Source organism: uncultured Paraglaciecola sp. (assembly GCF_913020055.1).
Taxonomy (GTDB): Bacteria; Pseudomonadota; Gammaproteobacteria; order Enterobacterales; family Alteromonadaceae; genus Paraglaciecola.
Genome location: NZ_CAJWCF010000011.1, coordinates 1 through 19,349, shown reverse-complemented (window position 1 = coordinate 19,349; position 19,349 = coordinate 1). Strand labels below are relative to the sequence as shown.

The 19,349-nt window shown below is 40.0% G+C and carries 23 protein-coding genes; 10 read left to right on the top strand and 13 right to left on the bottom strand.

The genetic code is table 11. From position 1 onward, the window contains the following. Positions 1-164: 164 nt before the first annotated feature. Together QZ488_RS03960 and rsmI are read right to left on the bottom strand one after the other, a co-directional pair. Entirely contained in the window at positions 165-1,142 is a 978-nt protein-coding gene (locus tag QZ488_RS03960) for an FAD:protein FMN transferase (RefSeq protein WP_293746445.1), read from the bottom strand. After that, positions 1,139-1,978: a 16S rRNA (cytidine(1402)-2'-O)-methyltransferase gene (rsmI, locus tag QZ488_RS03955; protein WP_293746443.1), complete on the bottom strand. Its 840-nt coding sequence runs from the start codon at positions 1,976-1,978 to the stop codon at positions 1,139-1,141. Before rsmI ends, QZ488_RS03960 begins: the two co-directional genes overlap by 4 nt. 137 nt (positions 1,979-2,115) lie before the next feature. Between rsmI and QZ488_RS03950 the strand changes: the two genes are divergently transcribed. From QZ488_RS03950 to QZ488_RS03935, 4 genes are read left to right on the top strand one after another with little or no spacing between them, the layout of a single operon-like run. Then, on the top strand, positions 2,116-4,059 hold the full coding sequence (locus QZ488_RS03950; RefSeq protein ID WP_293746441.1) for a penicillin-binding protein activator: 1,944 nt from the start codon (positions 2,116-2,118) through the stop codon (positions 4,057-4,059). Beyond that, positions 4,046-4,417, top strand: coding sequence for a YraN family protein (locus tag QZ488_RS03945; RefSeq protein ID WP_293746439.1), 372 nt, complete (start codon positions 4,046-4,048; stop codon positions 4,415-4,417). Before QZ488_RS03950 ends, QZ488_RS03945 begins: the two co-directional genes overlap by 14 nt. 42 nt (positions 4,418-4,459) lie before the next feature. Beyond that, positions 4,460-5,053: a phosphoheptose isomerase gene (locus QZ488_RS03940; protein ID WP_293746437.1), complete on the top strand. Its 594-nt coding sequence runs from the start codon at positions 4,460-4,462 to the stop codon at positions 5,051-5,053. A gap of 4 nt (positions 5,054-5,057) precedes the next feature. Continuing rightward, the gene (locus QZ488_RS03935) at positions 5,058-5,636 is read left to right on the top strand and encodes a BON domain-containing protein (protein WP_293746435.1); all 579 of its coding nucleotides are present in this window, start codon (positions 5,058-5,060) and stop codon (positions 5,634-5,636) included. 82 nt (positions 5,637-5,718) lie between these two features. Here the strand turns inward: QZ488_RS03935 and QZ488_RS03930 are convergent, their stop codons facing one another. The 10 genes from QZ488_RS03930 to yejK form a co-directional block, all read right to left on the bottom strand. Next, positions 5,719-6,123: a ClpXP protease specificity-enhancing factor gene (locus QZ488_RS03930; protein WP_293746433.1), complete on the bottom strand. Its 405-nt coding sequence runs from the start codon at positions 6,121-6,123 to the stop codon at positions 5,719-5,721. Between the two features lie 14 nt (positions 6,124-6,137). Next, entirely contained in the window at positions 6,138-6,770 is a 633-nt protein-coding gene (gene sspA / locus QZ488_RS03925) for a stringent starvation protein SspA (RefSeq protein WP_293746431.1), read from the bottom strand. Between the two features lie 179 nt (positions 6,771-6,949). Beyond that, the gene (locus tag QZ488_RS03920; protein WP_293746430.1) at positions 6,950-7,684 is read right to left on the bottom strand and encodes a cytochrome c1; all 735 of its coding nucleotides are present in this window, start codon (positions 7,682-7,684) and stop codon (positions 6,950-6,952) included. Then, on the bottom strand, positions 7,681-8,949 hold the full coding sequence (locus tag QZ488_RS03915; protein ID WP_293746428.1) for a cytochrome b N-terminal domain-containing protein: 1,269 nt from the start codon (positions 8,947-8,949) through the stop codon (positions 7,681-7,683). Before QZ488_RS03915 ends, QZ488_RS03920 begins: the two co-directional genes overlap by 4 nt. A 1-nt stretch (position 8,950) precedes the next feature. Further along, positions 8,951-9,583, bottom strand: a complete 633-nt coding sequence (gene petA, locus QZ488_RS03910; RefSeq protein WP_293746427.1) for a ubiquinol-cytochrome c reductase iron-sulfur subunit — start codon at positions 9,581-9,583, stop codon at positions 8,951-8,953. Positions 9,584-9,849: 266 nt separating this feature from the next. After that, positions 9,850-10,242 (bottom strand): 30S ribosomal protein S9, encoded by a 393-nt coding sequence (gene rpsI / locus QZ488_RS03905; RefSeq protein WP_215927513.1) that lies wholly within the window; start codon positions 10,240-10,242, stop codon positions 9,850-9,852. A gap of 12 nt (positions 10,243-10,254) precedes the next feature. Beyond that, positions 10,255-10,683: a 50S ribosomal protein L13 gene (gene rplM / locus QZ488_RS03900; protein WP_293746423.1), complete on the bottom strand. Its 429-nt coding sequence runs from the start codon at positions 10,681-10,683 to the stop codon at positions 10,255-10,257. 236 nt (positions 10,684-10,919) lie between these two features. Continuing rightward, the gene (locus QZ488_RS03895; protein WP_293746492.1) at positions 10,920-11,714 is read right to left on the bottom strand and encodes a M23 family metallopeptidase; all 795 of its coding nucleotides are present in this window, start codon (positions 11,712-11,714) and stop codon (positions 10,920-10,922) included. A 10-nt stretch (positions 11,715-11,724) separates the two neighbouring features. After that, positions 11,725-12,600, bottom strand: coding sequence for a 6-carboxytetrahydropterin synthase (locus QZ488_RS03890; protein ID WP_293746421.1), 876 nt, complete (start codon positions 12,598-12,600; stop codon positions 11,725-11,727). 77 nt (positions 12,601-12,677) lie between these two features. Continuing rightward, positions 12,678-13,748 carry a nucleoid-associated protein YejK gene (yejK, locus tag QZ488_RS03885; RefSeq protein ID WP_293746420.1) on the bottom strand — a complete coding sequence of 357 codons (1,071 nt, stop codon included), beginning with the start codon at positions 13,746-13,748 and terminating at the stop codon, positions 12,678-12,680. A gap of 114 nt (positions 13,749-13,862) precedes the next feature. Between yejK and QZ488_RS03880 the strand changes: the two genes are divergently transcribed. From QZ488_RS03880 to QZ488_RS03870, 3 genes are all read left to right on the top strand, one after another. Continuing rightward, positions 13,863-14,081, top strand: coding sequence for a DUF1414 domain-containing protein (locus QZ488_RS03880; protein ID WP_293746418.1), 219 nt, complete (start codon positions 13,863-13,865; stop codon positions 14,079-14,081). 19 nt (positions 14,082-14,100) lie between these two features. Then, positions 14,101-15,648, top strand: a complete 1,548-nt coding sequence (locus QZ488_RS03875) for a DUF3413 domain-containing protein (RefSeq protein WP_293746416.1) — start codon at positions 14,101-14,103, stop codon at positions 15,646-15,648. A 177-nt stretch (positions 15,649-15,825) separates the two neighbouring features. After that, positions 15,826-15,963 carry a hypothetical protein gene (locus tag QZ488_RS03870; protein WP_293746415.1) on the top strand — a complete coding sequence of 46 codons (138 nt, stop codon included), beginning with the start codon at positions 15,826-15,828 and terminating at the stop codon, positions 15,961-15,963. Positions 15,964-16,024: 61 nt separating this feature from the next. Here the strand turns inward: QZ488_RS03870 and QZ488_RS03865 are convergent, their stop codons facing one another. Continuing rightward, positions 16,025-17,182, bottom strand: coding sequence for a helix-turn-helix domain-containing protein (locus tag QZ488_RS03865; protein ID WP_293746413.1), 1,158 nt, complete (start codon positions 17,180-17,182; stop codon positions 16,025-16,027). Between the two features lie 281 nt (positions 17,183-17,463). Here QZ488_RS03865 and QZ488_RS03860 point away from each other — a divergent pair, with 281 nt between their 5' ends. From QZ488_RS03860 to QZ488_RS03850, 3 genes are all read left to right on the top strand, one after another. Next, positions 17,464-18,099, top strand: coding sequence for a PEP-CTERM sorting domain-containing protein (locus QZ488_RS03860; protein WP_293746411.1), 636 nt, complete (start codon positions 17,464-17,466; stop codon positions 18,097-18,099). A gap of 535 nt (positions 18,100-18,634) precedes the next feature. After that, the gene (locus QZ488_RS03855; protein WP_293746409.1) at positions 18,635-19,093 is read left to right on the top strand and encodes a hypothetical protein; all 459 of its coding nucleotides are present in this window, start codon (positions 18,635-18,637) and stop codon (positions 19,091-19,093) included. A 75-nt stretch (positions 19,094-19,168) separates the two neighbouring features. Beyond that, positions 19,169-19,349, top strand: a 181-nt coding sequence (locus QZ488_RS03850; RefSeq protein WP_293746408.1) for a DUF692 family multinuclear iron-containing protein, incomplete at its 3' end; no start/stop codon positions are given.

The following is a 19,349-nucleotide window of genomic DNA, read 5'->3' as shown; positions in this document are numbered from 1 at the left end:
CAATTACATTGCTTTCAATACGTTACCCAAAGTAACCAATTGTCTGAGTAAATACTAGTGTTGAATAGCAAAAAATGGAGAAACTTACCTCTGTTGGTCTTTAATATGCCAGCGTAATTTCACGCAGTTCACTAAAAAGGTTTTGTATTAAAGGTAAACGAAAGTCATTCCTTCAAGGCATTTGAATAATGCAATTTACGTTGGTTATCAACGATAATACCATCGTAGCCCGGCGTACGATTCAATAGATCCATGCCTTTGTTCACACCCAATACAAAGACTGCGGTTGATAAAGCATCATTTAATGTGCTGCGCTGGCCAATAATCGACACACTTTGTACTTCATAGGCCGAGGAACCTGTTTTTGGTGACAGAATATGATGATAGCGTACCCCGTCTTGTTCAAAATAACGTTCATAATCACCTGAAGTGGATAATGCAGTATCCGCTAATGGCAAAACTACCGCCTGTTTATCTTGGTTACGAGGATCACGAATACCCACCATCCACGGTTTGCCAAGTCTATCACCTAGCAATTTAGTATCCCCTCCAGCCGTCACCAAAGCATGTTTAATGCCACGCTTTTTTAGTATATCAACAGCATTGTCTACCGCATGCCCTTTAGCGATGCCGCCTAGATCAATCTTTACATTAGGATGAGCGAAAAAAATACTGTGCTGGGCTCGATCAAATTTAATATGCCGATAATCAATGGCTTTTAATAATTCTTCAATTTTGCCTTGTTCGGGCTTTTGACCCTCTCGGTAGTTGTACAAGTACCCTACGCTGGCAAAAGTAATATCAAAGGCACCGTCTGTCTCCTTTGCTAATTCAACCGAAAGTGCAATAAGCCTGAATAATTCCTTGGAAACGGGTACCGCTCCTTCAGCAGCATGTGTATTAAGTTGACTCAGCTCGCTGTTTTTAATATATGGACTCATTAGCTGATTAATACGCTCCATTTCAAACATCACAGCTTGTACTGCTTCTTCACCTTGTTGGGTCGATTCACTCCAAAGCTCTACGTGAATATTGGTGCCCATTATCCCTTGGTTATCTTCAAACCAAGTTGCACCGCAGAGTCCTGAATAAATCAACAGTCCTAGCAACAAAGCGGGAGAGATTAAACCTTGGACTCTCATAACTTCAGTTCTAAACCAAGTTGATAAAGATGGTTTTTCTTTAAACCATATTGTTCAGCCGTCACAGCCGCCGCTTTTTTAAGGGGTAACTCTTTGACTAATAGTTTAAGTAAGTTGAGTGCATCGGCTGATACCTCTGTTTGAACTTGTTTTTCACCGGCAATCATTAATACAAACTCACCTCTTTGGTGATTGGCATCGGCCTCAAGCCAAGTTAAACAAGCTATTGCACTACCTGAGTAAAATGTTTCAAAAGCCTTGGTAAGCTCCTTTGCCACCACCATTTGGCGGTTTTCTCCTAACTCGGCAACAATCAGTTTGACCGTATCGGCGACTCTTCGAGGTGACTCATAAAAAACACTGGTACTGGTTTCGGTAAGCAAGCGCTGAAGTGCCTGCTGTTTAGCCATAGCTTTGACCGGTAAAAAACCCTCAAATTTAAATCTATCAGTGGCTAAGCCAGCGGCACATAATGCGGTGATTGCGGCACATGGTCCCGGTAATGGCACAACCGTCAAACCTGCATCTCGGCATTGATTGACCAATCCATAACCTGGGTCGCTGATAAGGGGGGTACCTGCATCTGATATCAAGGCAATATTTTGACCCAGTCGCAACTTTTCGATTAGCTGAATAGCGCGCTGAGATTCATTATGATCATGCAAAGAGGTAAGTCGCGTGGATATATCGTAGTGTTGCAACAAACGTTGACTATGCCGAGTATCTTCGGCCGCAATTAAATCGACTTCGGCCAATATACGTAAAGCCCTGTGAGTAATATCTTCCAGATTGCCAATAGGTGTGGCAACAACATACAACGTACCTGATTCAGTCAAGGATAACTCTCCAAATTAAAACAACAATCTAAGCTTTGACTAAGTATGAGTTTTATCACTCAACCTCGTCACAAAGCATTAGATATTTATAGGCAATACTATAAACTATTAAACACATTATTTAATGAGTATCAGCGATGAGTTTTCCAGCGTTTATTGTATTTAGTATCGCTACCTTATGTTTATTTTCTTGCTCGAGTGACCCAACTCGCCCAACAAAAATAGCCCCAGTGCAATCATTAGAAACAAACATCGAAGAGACAAAAGACAGTAATTTCTATCTGAACCAAGCTAAACAAAACTACGCACAGAATAATGACGTATACCAACGTAACAATGACCTTTTACAAGCCGCCGAAGCACTTCAAGCAGAACAGCAATGTGCCAAAAGCATAAGAATGCTTAAGGTGCTGCAAGCAGAGTTACAAGACAACCGCCATAAGACACATAGCAATTTAATTTTAGCAGAGTGTTATTTGATTTTGTCTGACCAAGCATTTGATAGTGTAGAAAGCATACTGACTAGTTTTGACAATACATATGGTTTCCAGACCCGAATTGCGGCTTTACAAGCTCAATTACAAGTGAATAGAAAACAATGGCTGAAAGCGGCTACTGCATTGCAAAATGCTGATATTGACGAACTGCAGAAGTCCAATACCACTTGGCAATGGATTAAAAAACTAGACTTGGCTGAATTGGAACAAGCGCGACTATCTGAGTCGGCACTGCAACCTTGGTTACAGCTAGCCATTATTGTAAAACGTTTTGCATTAGCACCAGAACAATTTAAACAACAACTCGTCAGTTGGCAGAGTAGACATCTGGGCCACCCTTTGGTGACAAGCCTTCCTGAGGAAATAGAACAGTCGTTACTGCAATCCCCTATTCAGGCAAAACGTATTGCGGTTTTATTGCCATTAACCGGCAGACTAGCGAATCAAGGCTTAGCGATTAAAGAAGGAATACTCGCCGCTTATTTGGAAGATTTAACGGGGGCAGAACTTAACCTAATTGCCCAATCCGAAGGTGACGAGTCACTAGATAAATCACCTTTAAGCCGTATTCAACAATACCGTGAAATACGTTTTTTTGATTCTGCCTTAAAAACAGCACAGCAACTAAATGAAACAGTGGCTGAGTTTGACGTAATTTTAGGGCCTTTGGTCAAAGAACAAATTATTGACCTGACTGCGGTTTTGCCCACAGATAAAATACTTTTAGCGTTAAATCGAGTGGAATTAAAAACAAATACCTCCACTATTGAACAATTAGATAGGGTCACAGAGTCAAATTTAACCGCAGCTGAGCATTATTACTTTTCGTTAGCACCTGAAGACGAAGCGCAACAACTGGCCCTACATATTCAACAAAAACAATTAGTTAGACCAATTATTTTTGCGGCAGACAATCCTACAACAAAAAGAATGGCCGAAGCATTTATTGCCCAGTGGTTAGAAACACCTAATGCCATTCAACCTGACTTAACCATATTCACTGACAACAAAGATATGCGTACTCGTGTGTCTGAAATGTTAGATGTAGCGCAAAGTAAAAAGCGTATTAGGCAAATGGAAGTAATGTCTGATGTAGAAGTGTTTGGAATGGAGAGAAATCGTCGAGATATCGATGCCATGGTGTTGTTTGCCAACCCTGAACAAACTAAGTTGCTCAATCCTATTATAGAAGCAAGCTTGAGCCCCTTTGCCAGACAATCATTATCAGTATTTGCATCTTCCCGTAGTTATAGCTCAGATTTGAACAGCAACAGTCTTAGAGATTTGCGCAACCTTACATTCACAGATATGCCTTGGATGTTACCTGAACATAGTTGGCAACCCTTGGCCAATCAAACCAAACAACTTTGGCCACAAAGACAAGATACCCTAATACGGTTATTTGCTATGGGTTTTGACGCGTACAATTTACTGCCAAATTTGCGCGTTTTAAAAACATTGCCACAAACAGTCAAACAAGGGCTTACCGGAGAAATTAATATAGATGATAAGGGAGTATTGCACAGACGTTTACCTTTGGCCCAAGTAGCCCAAGACCGAGTAAAGTTACTTGCAATGGATTAAGCAAGCACTCTCCTCGGTAATTGGCGGTGAGGCGGAGCGTTATGCTAGAACCTTCTTAGAACAGAATGGTCTTACATTTATTATGCAAAATTATCGGTGCCGTACAGGTGAAATAGACTTAATCATGCAAGACGCTGACGAACTGGTGTTTGTAGAAGTGAAATACCGGAGTAAGAGTCAACACGGCTCTGCGATAGAATTTTTTCATGCCAGTAAAAAACGTAAATTTGAGTCTGCTGTTTTACATTACATGCAAGAAAAAGGTTTCAATCCCAGCGTTATCCCACATAGAGTTGATCTGGTGGGTATTGAGGGAACAGGCCAACAACAAAATATCAATTGGTTAAAAAGTGTTTAATCAATGGCTGCGAGCAGCAGTAATTAATTTCTTAGGAGAGTTATGTTAGAAAACATTAAGGCAAATTTCACTGAGAGTATTCAAATTAAAATTGCCTCAATTGAGCTATTACCAGAGCCCATTTCCAATGCCACTTATATGATGGTTAACGCACTGATTAATGGCAACAAAATATTATGTTGCGGTAATGGTGGTTCAGCGATGATCGCTCAACACTTTTCGTCACTTTTGTTGAATAAATTTGAACGTGAAAGACCTAGTTTACCGGCGCTTGCACTGACTGCTGATGGCGCAACGTTATCCTCAATTGCCAATGACTTTTCATTTGAAGAAGTGTATTCAAAACAAGTTAGCGCCTTAGGCCAAGCGGGAGATATTTTGTTTGTAGTGTCCACCAGTGGCAACTCACAAAATGTGATTAAAGCAATGGAAGCAGCGCTTAGCCGTGATATGACAATTGTGGCTTTAACAGGTATGGACGGGGGTAAGATGGCAGGCCTAGTCAGTCAACATGATGTAGAAATACGCGTCCCTTCTAATCGAACCGCTCGTATTCAAGAGGTCCACTATTTAGTGGCACATAGTCTTTGTGAGGGAATAGACAATTCTTTGTTCCCTGAAAATTTCCAGGAGTAATACATTGCTTAAATCAAAAATAATATTTTTACCATTACTACTCTCAACCACATTATTAGTGCAGGGCTGTGCGGGATTATTGATCGGTGCGGGTATGGGTGCTGCCGCCGTTGCACATGATAGACGTACAATAGGTACGCAGGTTGACGATACAACTACAGCCGGTCGGATCTCTAATGCACTGGCAAATGACCTAGCAATACAAGAACAAACCAGTATCTCAATTCAGGTGTTTAACGGTACAGCCTTATTAGTAGGTCAAGCACCCACTCAGGAGCTGATTCAAAAAGCCCAAACGTTAGCCTCATCAGTAAAAAACATCAAAAAGTTGCACAACCAAATTCGTTTAGGTGCACCTATTCCAGCAAGTATCGTGGCGAATGATGCTTGGCTTGCCTCTAAAGTAAAAGCCAAACTGATTGCTGATAAACAAATTGATGGTCTTCACATTGAGATAGAGGTCGAAAATGGCGAAGTGTTTCTAATGGGATTGGTCAGTGAACAAGAATCGAATATTGCCGTCAATATCACGCGTAATATTGTAGGTGTTAAACAAGTCATCAAGGCGTTTGAATATACTTAATACCTATTCCAATATCGTTTCTAAAAATGAAAAAAGCGCCGAAAGGGCGCTTTTTTTTGGGAGCTCACTTTTTATCGTACGGTTATTTTACAACCGTTAAAGTAGGCTTGCCCTTTTTAGGTTTTTGTTCTGCATCATGAGCAACAGATTGCTCTTCCACTTCGCCTGAACCAATATTTTCTTCTACAGTAAATACCGTACCTGCGCCATTTTCTTTAGCATAAATAGCTAAAACGGCGGGGCAAGGTACAACGATATTTCTTGGCACACCACCAAAACGTGCATCAAACATAATGTCACTCATACCTAACTGAAAGTTACCAGTAGAGGAAGGAGACACGTTTAGCACTATCTGCCCATCTTGGACAAACTCTTGCGGTACTTGTGTACCAGCATAATGAGCATCGACTACTATGTAAGGAGTGAGATTGTTATCCACAATCCACTCGTAAAATGCGCGTAATAAATATGGCTGATTAGGTGTCATATCAGTTCTACCCATTAAAGTGGGTTATGTATCTCACGTTCTTGATCAGTCAATGATGCGATGAAAGAAGGTCTTTCAAAAATGCGCTTCATATAAGCTTTCACATCTTTACTACCAGCACCTGTCAATTCGATACCCAATGCAGGTAAACGCCACAACAATGGTGCTAAGTAACAATCAACTAGACTGAATTCTTCACTCATGAAATAAGGTGTTTCAGCAAACAATGGAGCCAAAGACAAAAAGGCTTCACGTAATTCGTTACGAGTGGCTTCTAAATCGCCCTTTTTAGCCATAATTTTTTCAGCTAATACATACCAATCATTTTGGATTCGATGCATAGTCAAACGACTTTGGCCACGAGAAACGGGATAAACCGGCATCAAAGGTGGATGAGGGAAACGCTCGTCCAAGTATTCCATGATGATATGCGAGTTATATAAAACCAATTCTCTATCAACAAGAGTAGGCACAGTGCCATAAGGATTAAGTTCAAGAAGATCTTCTGGCAACTCATTAGGAACCGTAAAACTGATTTCTACGCCTACACCTTTCTCGGCTAACACTATGCGTGCTTGGTGACTGTATATATCTATTGTGTCTGAAAACAACGTCATTATAGAACGTTTATTGGCGGCTACAGCCATCTATATTTCTCCTAAATTCATACATAATCGCATCGTGCCTAAGCATCTATGCAGTGTTCTTTTACTAGTGATTAGTACGTCGCCAATCAGCTAATTAAAAACGGAAAAGAAGGGGCATAAAGCCCCTCCCAAAAATTTTTGCGGATTATACACTAGATTCATCTAAAAGGTGTGATGATTTAGTGTACATCTCTCCAATAATCTTTCTTCAACAAATACACCAACACTAGCAATACGAGTAAAAATATCATTACCCAACGGCCGATACTTTCAGACTGTAAGCGTGAAGGTTCACCGATATAAACTAGGTAGTTAACTAAATCCAACACTGCAGTGTCGTATTCAGCGGCACTTAATTCGCCACTTCCATCAGTTTTAATGCCTACATAACGGTCGACCATCTCACCGTCGATTAACATTTTCTCATTAGTTTTTCTCGGAACCCCTTGGAGTTCTTGTAATGCATGAGGCATTCCAACATCAGGAAAGACTAAGTTGTTCACACCAAACTTGGTACTCTCATCGGCATAAAATGTTCTGAGATAAGTGTAAATCCAATCTGCACCACGAACACGAGCAACCAAAGTTAAATCTGGAGGAGGCGCACCAAACCATTTAGCACCTGATTCAGCTGGCATGGCATTTTTAATATGCTCGCCAGGTTTCTCACCAGTAAACTGCAAGTTTTCACTTCCTAGTTCTAATGGAATATCTAAATCTTCAAACGTACGTTGGTAACGCTGATACTGAGTTTGATGACAACCTAAGCAGTAATTCATAAACAACTGAGCACCACTTTGCAAAGACGCTTTGTCGGTTAGGTCATACTCTGCTTTATCAAGATGTACATTACCACCAGCAGCTAGAACACCAGCGGATAAAAACAAGGACACTACAAAAATTAACTTTCTCATTCTGTAATCCTCGCAGGCACTGGAATAGTGCGTTCGTTTTTACTGTAGATAAATAACAATACAAAGAAACCAAAATACATGATGGTCGCTATTTGCGAGGCAATAATTTTCCAAGCTTCTTGAGGTGTACCACCTAAATAACCTAAGAAAACAAATACCGCTGCAAAGATAAGCAGGTTCCATCTATGTAATCCACAACGATAACGCCACGACTTCACTTTACCTCTATCAAGCCAAGGTAATAGTGCTAAGAATATAATCGCTGCAAACATGGCAATAACACCACCCAATTTATGCGGTACGGCTTTCAATATTGCGTAGAAAGGCGTGAAGTACCAAACAGGGAAGATATGCTCAGGCGTTTTCAACGGGTTAGCGATTTCAAAGTTAGGATGTTCTAAGAAGTATCCACCCATTTCTGGATTGAAGAACATGATGTAGCAGAATGCCAACAAGAAGAAAGCGAAACCAACTAAGTCTTTCAACACTATATGCGGGAAGAACGGTACTATATCGTCAACGATGTCGTATTTATCGGTGTAATATTCGTGAATTTTGAAAGTGGTTTTTTCATCTTCCTTTAGAGAACCTTTCTTACGTTTAACGTCAGTTCCATCAGGGTTATTAGAGCCTACTTCATGCAATGCCACTATGTGCAAGAACACCAAAATCACTATCACTAGAGGTAGTGCAATAACATGCAAAGCGAAGAATCGGTTTAATGTGGCACCAGAAATAACATAATCACCTTGGATCCAAATAACTAAATCTGGGCCAATCACTGGAATAGCACTAAACAAAGATACAATAACTTGAGCACCCCAATAAGACATTTGTCCCCATGGAAGTACATATCCCATGAAGGCTTCAGCCATAAGCGCTAAGTAAATAAACATACCGAACAACCACAATAACTCACGGGGCTTTTGATAAGAGCCGTAAATCATGCCTCTGAACATGTGCAAATAAACAACAATAAAGAACGCCGACGCTCCCGTACTATGCATATAGCGTAGTAAGTAACCGTATTCGACATCACGCATGATGTATTCCACTGAAGCAAATGCTTCTTCAGCAGTAGGTGTATAGCTCATAGTTAGCCATACGCCTGTAACGATTTGGTTAACTAATACTATGGTCGCTAAAAATCCAAACATGTACCAAAAGTTCATGTTTCGAGGGGCGGGATATTGAATGGCGTGCATATTGGCAACGCGCATTATGGGAAGACGATATTCAACCCAGTCCATCAAATTTTTCCACATGTTATGCTGCCCCTTCTTCGGAACCAATCAAAATAGTATTGTCGTCAATAAACATATAGGGCGGTACAACCAAGTTCAAACCTGCTGGTACATTTTGAAAAACCCGACCAGCCATATCAAACTTAGAGCCATGGCAGGGACAGAAAAACCCTTCCGCTACCCCTTCAACGTATTCTTCAAATGCGCCATCTTTCAAATGTTGTGGTGAACATCCTAAATGAGTGCAGATTCCCACCAATACCAAATATTCTTCTTTTAAAGAACGATATTGATTTTTAGCGAATGCTGGCTGCTGCTCTTCATCGGAGTTGGGATCTTTCAGTTGATCTTCAACATTAGATAATGAAGCAAGTAATTCAGGCGTTCTGCGGGCAATCCAAACGGGTTTGCTTCGCCAGATAACTCTGATCAACTGACCTGGTTGGATTTTACTAATATCCGCTTCAACATCAGCACCAGCAGCTTTTGCTTTGATACTGGGGTTCCAGGATGCGATAAAGGGTACTGCAGCACCGACTACACCGACACCACCAACAACAGAAGTCGCAACCGTTAAAAATCGGCGTCTATTACTATTGCTTGGTTGGTTTTCGGCTTCAGACGAATCATGCGCATCTAAAGATACATTGCTCATCCACTAATCTCCGAGAGTTAATTTGACCACACTTTATATTTCAAATGACTTATATGAGACTTAAGAAATAAAGTTTTCTTATTAACCGAAAATGATAAAAGAAAACCCACATAAAAGACAAGGAAATCGTTAATAAAATGAAGAATTACCGATACTTAACAGATTTTTAAGAGAATATTGATTGGATAAAGGATATTTGTACAAAAGGTAGGCAATAAAAAACCCAGCAAAAGCTGGGTTTTTGAAAAGTCTTTGTCGTCTGACAATTAACGTTTTGAGAATTGTGGACGTTTACGTGCTTTATGAAGACCCACTTTCTTACGCTCAACTTTACGTGCATCACGAGTAACAAAGCCCGCTTTACGTAATGCTGGACGAAGTGTTTCGTCAAATTCCATCAAGGCACGTGTAATGCCGTGACGAATTGCACCAGCTTGACCACTAATACCACCACCGGCAACGGTGATGTAAAGGTCAAACTTTTCAGTCATCTCAACTAACTCTAGCGGTTGACGCACGATCATACGTGCAGTCTCACGACCAAAGAAAACGTCAAGAGGACGTTGATTAACTACAATGTTGCCACTACCTGCGCGAAGAAAAACACGAGCGGTAGAACTTTTGCGTCGGCCAGTGCCGTAATATTGATTATCTGCCATCTGTAATGCTCCTTAAAGGTCTAAGACTTGAGGCTGCTGAGCAGCATGTTTATGCTCAGGGCCAGCGAAGACTTTCATTTTGCGGAACATATCGCGTCCAAGTGGACCTTTAGGCAACATACCTTTAACCGCTTTTTCAATGATCATCTCTGGTTTGAAAGCTTGTAACTTTTCAAACGTCGTATCTTTAAGACCGCCTGGATAACCAGAGTGAGAATAATAAATCTTGCCCTTAGCTTTATTGCCAGTAACAGTGACTTTCTCAGCGTTGATCACAACTATATAATCACCAGTGTCCACATGAGGAGTGTACTCTGGCTTATGCTTACCGCGTAAACGGCTAGCAATCTCAGTCGCTAAACGACCAAGAGTTTTGTCTGCGGCGTCAACCACATACCATTCACGTTTTACCGTTTCTGGCTTTGCAACAAAAGTTTTCATTTAAAATTACCCGAAATATATAAATAATCGTTACATGATTTTGTGTTCGATATTTCACTACCGACTGCTACACAAAACCGCTAAAAATCAATACCTTGACCCCTTCGAGTCGTATGATTCATCCGCTTTCCCACAAGCGGGGGCAACTGGGCAGGGCGCGAATTATACAGAAGTTAAGGGAAAACGCGAGGGTAAATATTAAGCTTTTTGTTTATTACTAAGCTTTTACTCTAAGTTTAACGCTTAGGTACCAAAAGTGCGGGATCTAATCTTTCTTTAAACCAGTTAATTCGCCAGTCTAGATGAGGGCCAGTAGCGCGACCTGTGGCACCAATTTCTGCCACCAAATCTCCTTGTTTTACTATGGTTCCCGCTTCTACATGCCCCTTACTTAGATGCAAAAACGTAGAAGACACGCCATGCCCATGATCGATGATCATGGTGCCACCTGAATAATACATATCCGGAACAAACAACGTTACAATGCCGTTAGCAGGAGCATATACGGACGTACCAGTTGGTGCAGCCACATCAACACCAAAATGAGGGCGTTTGGGTGTGCCATTAAATACGCGCTGACTGCCATACACCCCACTAATGGGTCCCGCAGCGGGCCAAATAAAGTCTTGAAAAAAGTCGGTTCGTTCATCATTTAAGGTTCTAGCTTTACCGACTTGTCGATTGTCGAGTTTGATACGTTCACTTACTTTTTTGGGTGGGCTAACGTATTTACTAGGAATACCTTCAATTTTTTGAATCGCGTACGTTCTCGCTTGTAATTGCAGCAACTGGAGATGTTCTGTACCTTGATTATCTGACCATTTGAGCTCGTGAGATAGTTTTTCGTCTCGACCAAATCCAAAAGCAAAATATCCATCGGGTGATACTTTTATTGGCTTATCGTTTAACCAAACTTGGTTTCCGACTGGCACTTGGCCACGGATCAAGCTTCCTTGAGTCATTTCGCCTTTGAGTTGAATGTCACTAGCGAATGCCGCGAAGGTAGAAAAACAAACAGTCACTAAACAAATTAAAACAAGTCTAAGCAAACGCTATTGCTCCTTTACCCACGCCCTCATAAGCCAACACTTTGAACGCGCTACTACTGTCTAAACGTTTATGTTCATCTGCCATATACTGAGCTAAACATTCAACCGTGGTATCTGTATCAATCATTTCTGATTCTGATTTAGGGATAGCCAATTCAAAACGACCTTGTGAAGATTCATATGCAAATACATGGTGTTGTTCTGCTTTTGTATACAACAACGAAAAAACGGTTTCATTAATGTCTACAATATCTTCATTAGATCCAATGTATATGTCACACCATCTTTTTGCCCAGTATTCTTGCCATTTGATACTTTCATGTTGGTTTTCGAACACCACAACTTTAGAACGATGACCATGAGCAATGCGTTGGCAGTTTCCATCATGCTTTTTAAGGCCGTGAGTGTAGTGGTAAAATGGCGTATTGATTACTTCCGCTCGTAAATTCAACTCAATGCCGGCTACATTCTCAGGTAAGTGTGTGGCAATCACATCTTTAAGATAATCGCTCACAGAAGGCATAGTGACATTTTGAGAATACACAAAAGCATAGGCTTCAGCCGGGCAGTTCAAATGAATAGATTTATTGTTCGGGCGAATAAAATCAACTTTTACTCTGTCTGATTTTTCGTCATGCTCAACTTGACTGTATTCATGCTCAACAGGCACTAAAAGCTTATGATCTATGTATTCGTCAATAAGATGTTTAAGTTGTTTCTTGACCTTACCGAAGTCCAAAACCATGCTTTCTTCATTCAAATCACCACTTAGGACCACGTCTACTATCCAGCTTTCGCCCACCATACCGCGCTCAGGGCAAAGGTAAGAAAAATCCATCACGGTCAAATCATTAACGAATAATTGCATAAAGAATAGTTGTGTCCTGTTCTGTGTAAAGTGTCTGTTGTTATATTAACTGTATTATATAGATAAGCAGCCAGATGTCAGCTTTGTGACTTCAAAAGCTGATCTTTCAAATTAGGTGGAATACCTCTGATCATTAAAGTGTCCGAACCTGCATCATAACTCACCCTATCACCCAATAATTTACGTTCAAAGCTAAGTGAAACACCTCCACCTTGACCACTGAATTTGGCAAGGGTTTTCAATGCACTGCGGTCAGCTTGAAATTGTTCTTCGACCGGCGCTTCAGCTTGTTGGTTAAATTCTTCAAAACTTATATGGTCACTAGGTAACTTGGCGGCCAATTCCTGAATCTGAATATCTTCACCCAGCTCAAGTTTTTCTTTGTAATACGCAGACACAGTATCTCGTGCTTGGTGCTTTTCAGTTGGGTCTAGTTGTTCAGATGCTAAAAACGCATCCACTGTAGTCAACAACTGTTTATTTTGTTGTTTAATATCAACCAATTCTTCACAGCCGATAAAGTGCATAAAAAAATCAGAAACTTTTCGCCCCATTCGCCCTTTAATAAAACTGATATAACGCAGTTGTTCAGCACTCACGGCTAATTGAGTCATATCAATTCTAACCGCCAATTGCATTTTGGCTAAATCTAAATGGTCACTACTGGTTAGCTCTAAGTCGCCAGTAATCTCAACATGATGTTTAGTATTAATGATCGCAATCATTAAATAATCTGTGGCTAAGAATTGGTAATGGCAAAACACCACAAACCCAGTTTCAAGCGTACCTGTATCAATTAAAGACTTTTTCAACAACTCACTGGCTTGAACACTAAATTCAACAAAGTCGTTCTGTTCAGACTGCATGTCTTCTAACAATGTTTTAAATGACACAGCGTGGGGAGTTAACACTTTAGGCTCTTCATCATCTGAACTTTCGCTACTTACACTGACTATTTCTGCTTGTTCAGTCACAAACGCGCCTACCCCTTTACCGGGTTTAGTATTAAAAGCATGATTGATTTGTTGCGCTAAGTTTTCAATCTCAGGGCTCACATCAAAACAACTCGCTCTTGGCACTAGCGTAAGCTCTTGTTGTTGGTTAACAGCTAATTGGTGTACAACAAAGTGATGGATTAACGCACTCACATTTTTTCCTTAACAAAAATCAATTAAATTTGGTCGCTGCTTTATTCGCATTTTATCTAGACCATTGATACTATCGCAGCAATACACATTGCTATTATTTTTGAGTTAAGCAACATGCCACAACAATCCAAATACTCTGACAGCCAATTTGAAGCCATCATGCATGACGTCATTATTGCGTTAGAGAAGAATCAAGCGACCCGAGACCTCTCACTTATGGTGTTAGGTAATGTTGTAACTAGTATTTTCCAACAACAAGTTCCAGAAAACCAGCGCCAACAAATGGCCGAACAGTTTACACAAGTGCTATTAAAAAGTATCAATGGAAAATAAAAAAAGGTCGACAGGTTAAATGATCCTAGCAGAAACACCACGCAGAAAATTAGTTACCCAGTTAGTTAATTGGGGCCATTGGTTTGCGCTGCTTAATATTGTTATTGCTGTCACTATTGCTGCAATTTATATTCTCAACTCCCCAGCTCCTGGCTCAGTAATCGGCATATTATACTTATTCACCAATTGGATAAGCCATATTGGTTTTCTGACATTTTTTGGTTTTGTTATACTTATTTTGCCACTTTGTTACTTGGTGCCTAATGCAAAAGTGGTAAAAGTGCTAAGTTCAGTGTTAGCCGCATCTGGTTTGGCCTTGTTAGCCTTTGATGCCTTACTTTATAACAAATATGGCGTGCACCTTAGTCTTAACTCGGCAGAACTTATTCGCAACGAAACCCAAACGGCTATGGCTCAGTTTGGTTGGCAGCAATGGGGATTCTTACTGCTATTGTTTGTTGTGTGGTTGTCTTTTCAATTAATTGTTGCCAACGCTTTATGGCAACGTATTGGTAGAGTACAAAAACGCAAATTTGGTTTACCTATAAGCAGTTTTTTTGTCAGTTGTTTTGTTATTACCCATGCATTACATGTTTGGGCCGATGCCAACCTCTATCAGCCAATTGTTCAACAAGACAATATGTTTCCCCTGTCCTACCCAGCGACTGCTAAAACGTTAATGGCTAAATATAGTTTGCTTGATATAGAAGACTATCAACAACGTAAAGCTTTGCAGTTTAATAAAACAATTAAAGGCATCACCTATCCAGCGGAACCCGTTTATTGTTCGGTCGATAGCAGCAAAAGAGTATTGTTACTGTCTCTAGTAGAAGGAGAAATGCCGAATACCATCACTGGTCTGTCTAAATTTGAGCATCACTATTTATTACAATCCTCTTTAGACAATGGCATCACCACTATTTTATACGGGTTACCTGAGCTATATCACGGAGCCTTACAAAGCTACGCGCCATTATTACTACAGTTACCCAGTTCAATGGGACTTAGCGTATCTTTGTATCTAGACAATAGCAGCAGTCAACGGCTTGCTACTTATCAGCAAGATTGGCAGCAGTTTAAGCAAAATATCTTCAATGCCTCGAGTAATTTATCTGTTGGTTTTGTTCAAGTTGGTCAATTAAATGAGCTTTTAACTGAAAATGTCTTAGCCCAATATCACGTTATAGTGACCAATTTGGTTAATCAAGACACTCTCAACAATGCATTACTAAGCAATATTACAATTAATAAATCCATGGCTAGTCTGGAAGACATTGCCCCGACTGCTTTAAATTTATTGGGCTGTGCAGCACAATCTAAGGCATACAGCACTGGCAATACGCTTACCCAAAAAGGCAATCTTAACTATATTGTCAGTACACAAGGCAGCAAAGTATTGTTACTCACCAGTAAACAACGGATTGAGATAATGAATAATGGAAACGTACGTGTTTTTGATTTACAAACAGGTGACGAAGCCCTTAGTCAGGTTGACCCCAATATTCTTAGCCAAGGTATTAAACACCTAAGTCGCTTCTCTGCTAAGCGTTCAATTCGTCCCTTATAAACATCCTAAATTTAAAAAGACTTATTTTCTCTATCCTGATTGTCAGACACTAATGAAATGCCCCTGATGTCTTATGGCGTCAGGTTAGTCATTACCAATGGAGCTATTTCCCCCCCCCCACTTTTACCAGCCCAGAAAAAGCTAAATTTGCCCTAGATGAAACAAAGACTTATCTACATGGATATCGTATCTGGACAAATTTTGCCTAGCGATGCTGCTGCATATAATCAATCAAGTATTAGGTTTCCAACCTTGGGCCTAACAGCACTGTTTATGTCAGTAGCCGAGTACCAAGATAAAAAACAAACCAATTGAAGGGCTTTATTGGTCAGTTGCCAACCCTGATAATAGGCAGATTTCAGAACACCAATAGGGATCAATTTAATTCAGACAAAAGCTGTTTTATTTCATCAAAATGTCGAATACTTAGTAACTCTGCTTTTTGTTCTAAGGCACTAAAATCAGTGTGCCCTGCCGCTGCAAAATACAAACACGACAACATAAATAACACCAATTCATCCTGTTGGCTTCCTTTGACTCTTAGCCTACTAATTTTATCCAAATGGTTAAGCTGTTTAACTAAACTTGCATCAATATGCCACAACGACAACATCAATGAGGAGGCTGAATAAAGACTTATGGCCATTGATTCGCGAATATGCTGATTTAGTGAGTGTAGATCATCTATGCCTTGTAACGCATATAACATCATCTCATGCTTATATGTGCTTTTATGACTTAACAAAAATATTCCTAATAGAGAAAACACCAAGACTTGTTCTGTTAGTCCAATATCAAATGTAATATCAGGAACCAACAGCCTTCTCACACATTGAAACAACCTTGGAGCCAATAATAAAGCCGGACTATATCGGTCAATAATAACCTGCTCAACATGTTCTTGTAGTGCATCTTGAACCGCATAAACAATGGCAAAATTAACAACGTTATCAATGCCTAATTTTCGACCAACCGCATCTTCTAGGGTTTTCGGAGTGCTACCATAAATGGCTTTACTCGCAAGTCCCATAATTCGACCAGAAAAAATAACGTCTTTACCAATAATCTCAATCACCCGGCTCAGATCTAGGCTGCCTAGGTCCTTTTCTCGCAACAACTGCTGACAGCTATCACGCATCGGTGGCATATTTTCAGCTATCTCAGTCAGTTTCTGATAACTACTCTCAACACTACCTATTAAAGATAGTTCACGAAACTGTGACGGTGTAATCCCAAACTTTTTCCGAAATGCTCGCTCAAATGTTGCACGTTCCGAATACCCCAACTTAATTGCCAGATCATCAATCTTGGTTTGCATCGTTAGTAATACTTTGACGCACAGTTCATTTAAAAATTTACTTTGAATGAGTTTAAAACTTGTTTCTTCTTGAGTGAGTTTGCGCCTAAACGAGGTCATACTCATGGCCAAAGCAGATGCACTCTGCTCAATAGTCAATGATGCTGGTAACTCAGAATCACTTAGTAAGCGATTAACGGCTTCCGTTAGAAACAATGATGATTGATGTTTATTCATCTGCACAAAGTGATAGTGAAAACACTATTATGTGATCAAACCACAAATGCACAAGCACTTAATTTAGCGATGTTCTTTAACAACAAATTTTATTAAAGAGTCAAGTTAAGTCTCTTTACTAAACCATTTGAATTTTCCCTGCTTAAATACTGTCTTATTGAGCCTTAATATAGATGATGTAAATTTGTTCATTATTCTAAGATTGGACAGTTTGGCCATATTTTAATTTTTATCGTCTGGTTATCCTATTGATAATCTAGCAGAGTTAATAGGAACTAAAAATGACGATTTTAAGACTGATAAGAGATGTAATAGTTGGTTCAATCTTAGTTGCGTTTTATGCTGCTTCGGCTAACGCCAATTTGATTGTAAATGGTGGATTTGAAGATAATTCTCCTAACTCAGCACTCGGCGGTGGCGGAGGCTGGAAATACTATGACTCTAATGACGTACTTGGTTGGGATGGCAGTAATTTAGAATTATGGGGTACTTTAGGGATAGACTCTTATGAAGGAAGTTATCATGCAGAGCTTAATTCACATGGTCAGAATAGTGGTACTTGGACTATATCCCAAACATTTAACACGATAGCTGGCCAAAGCTACGATTTGTTTTTTGCCTATAGTGCAAGGTTAGCCAATGCTAGCGGAAGCCTTGAGAGTTTTAGTGTCCAAGTTGATGGCTTATATTATGAACTTGACGATCATGTTGTAGGTGATTGGAGTACTTACTCTGATAGTTTTATTGCAGATGATAATACCGCCACATTAACTTTTTCATCCATTGACCAACATCGTTGGACTTATGGTAATTTTCTGGATGATGTAAGGGTCTCTTCTGTTCCAGAACCTAGTTCGTTAGCGTTACTGGCGTTAGGTTTTCTTGGTCTAGGTGCGGTTAGAAAAAGAATAAAATAGGTTACTAGCTCTTTGTTATGAATACTTAAAATAGCGTATTTAAATGGCTATTTCTTTTGACTAAACTGATGCTGGAATTATTCTCAATTGCAGCATTAGTTTGGAATTAATGTCTTGTTTTAAGCTAACCGTTTTATTTATGTGTACGGCCACTAATCACTACAAAATAATGCATTAAATATTTCGTGGAGACATTCTCTGCAAATCCATTATAGCTATTGATAATCCTCCCCCCTATTTTAAATAGCCTAAACAATGTATTTAAAATATTTCACGTAAGTTTCATAGTATTAAGAGAAACGCTCTAAAAAGCTATTTTGTGCAATCGTTATTTTCACCTTTGAAAGATAATTCGATGTCCAGTGGTCTTTGGTTACGTACTCACATGTGAATAGTGCAACACAGTATTTTAATAACTAACCTAAACTCCAGGATGTTGTTTGGTTAGTTTTAAAAACGCTGCAATGTATACCAAACAGAATAATTAATTGGTATTACCTTTGATTAAACACATTTATTTACAGGACATTAAAACATGAACAAACTTACTGGTGCAGCAATGGCAATGATGGTTGCCGGATTCGCTGGTTGCGGTGCGACCGCTAATACAAATTCAACCGATGTTGCAGCATCTTCTCTAGGTGGCGCAAAAACAGATTTAGTACATTGTTATGACGCCAACATTTGTGGTGGCCATAATGATTGTAAAACAGCAGCCAATGCCTGTGCGGGCCAAGCATCTTGTAAAGGTGAAGGTTTTGTAGCCATGCCTTCTAAGGCGTGTGGTGATATAGGTGGCAGTGTCAAAGATAGCTGGGTTGGCACAATTGCCAAGGCGGATTTAGTGCACTGTAATGATGTGAATATTTGCGGTGGCCATAACGATTGTAAAACAGCTACAAATTCTTGTGCTGGGCATGCCTCATGTAAAGGTCAAGGTTTTGTCGCTATGCCTGCTAAATCTTGTGCGGATGTTGGTGGTAAAGTCGGCTAGAGTATTGTGAGCCAACCGGCGCAAGTTGTGTTGGCTTACATTTCATTATTTCAATCTAATCAGTAGCAACCTTTTATGTCAGATAAATTTCTTGGTTTTGGCCTAGGCCTTAGAACACAACATTTTGCCGAAGTAATAGATAACAACCCCAAAGTAGATTGGTTTGAAATCATCTCTGAGAATTATATGGTTGCCGGTGGAAAACCGCGTTATTACTTAGAGCAAATTCGTGCTAATTACCCGATCGTGATGCATG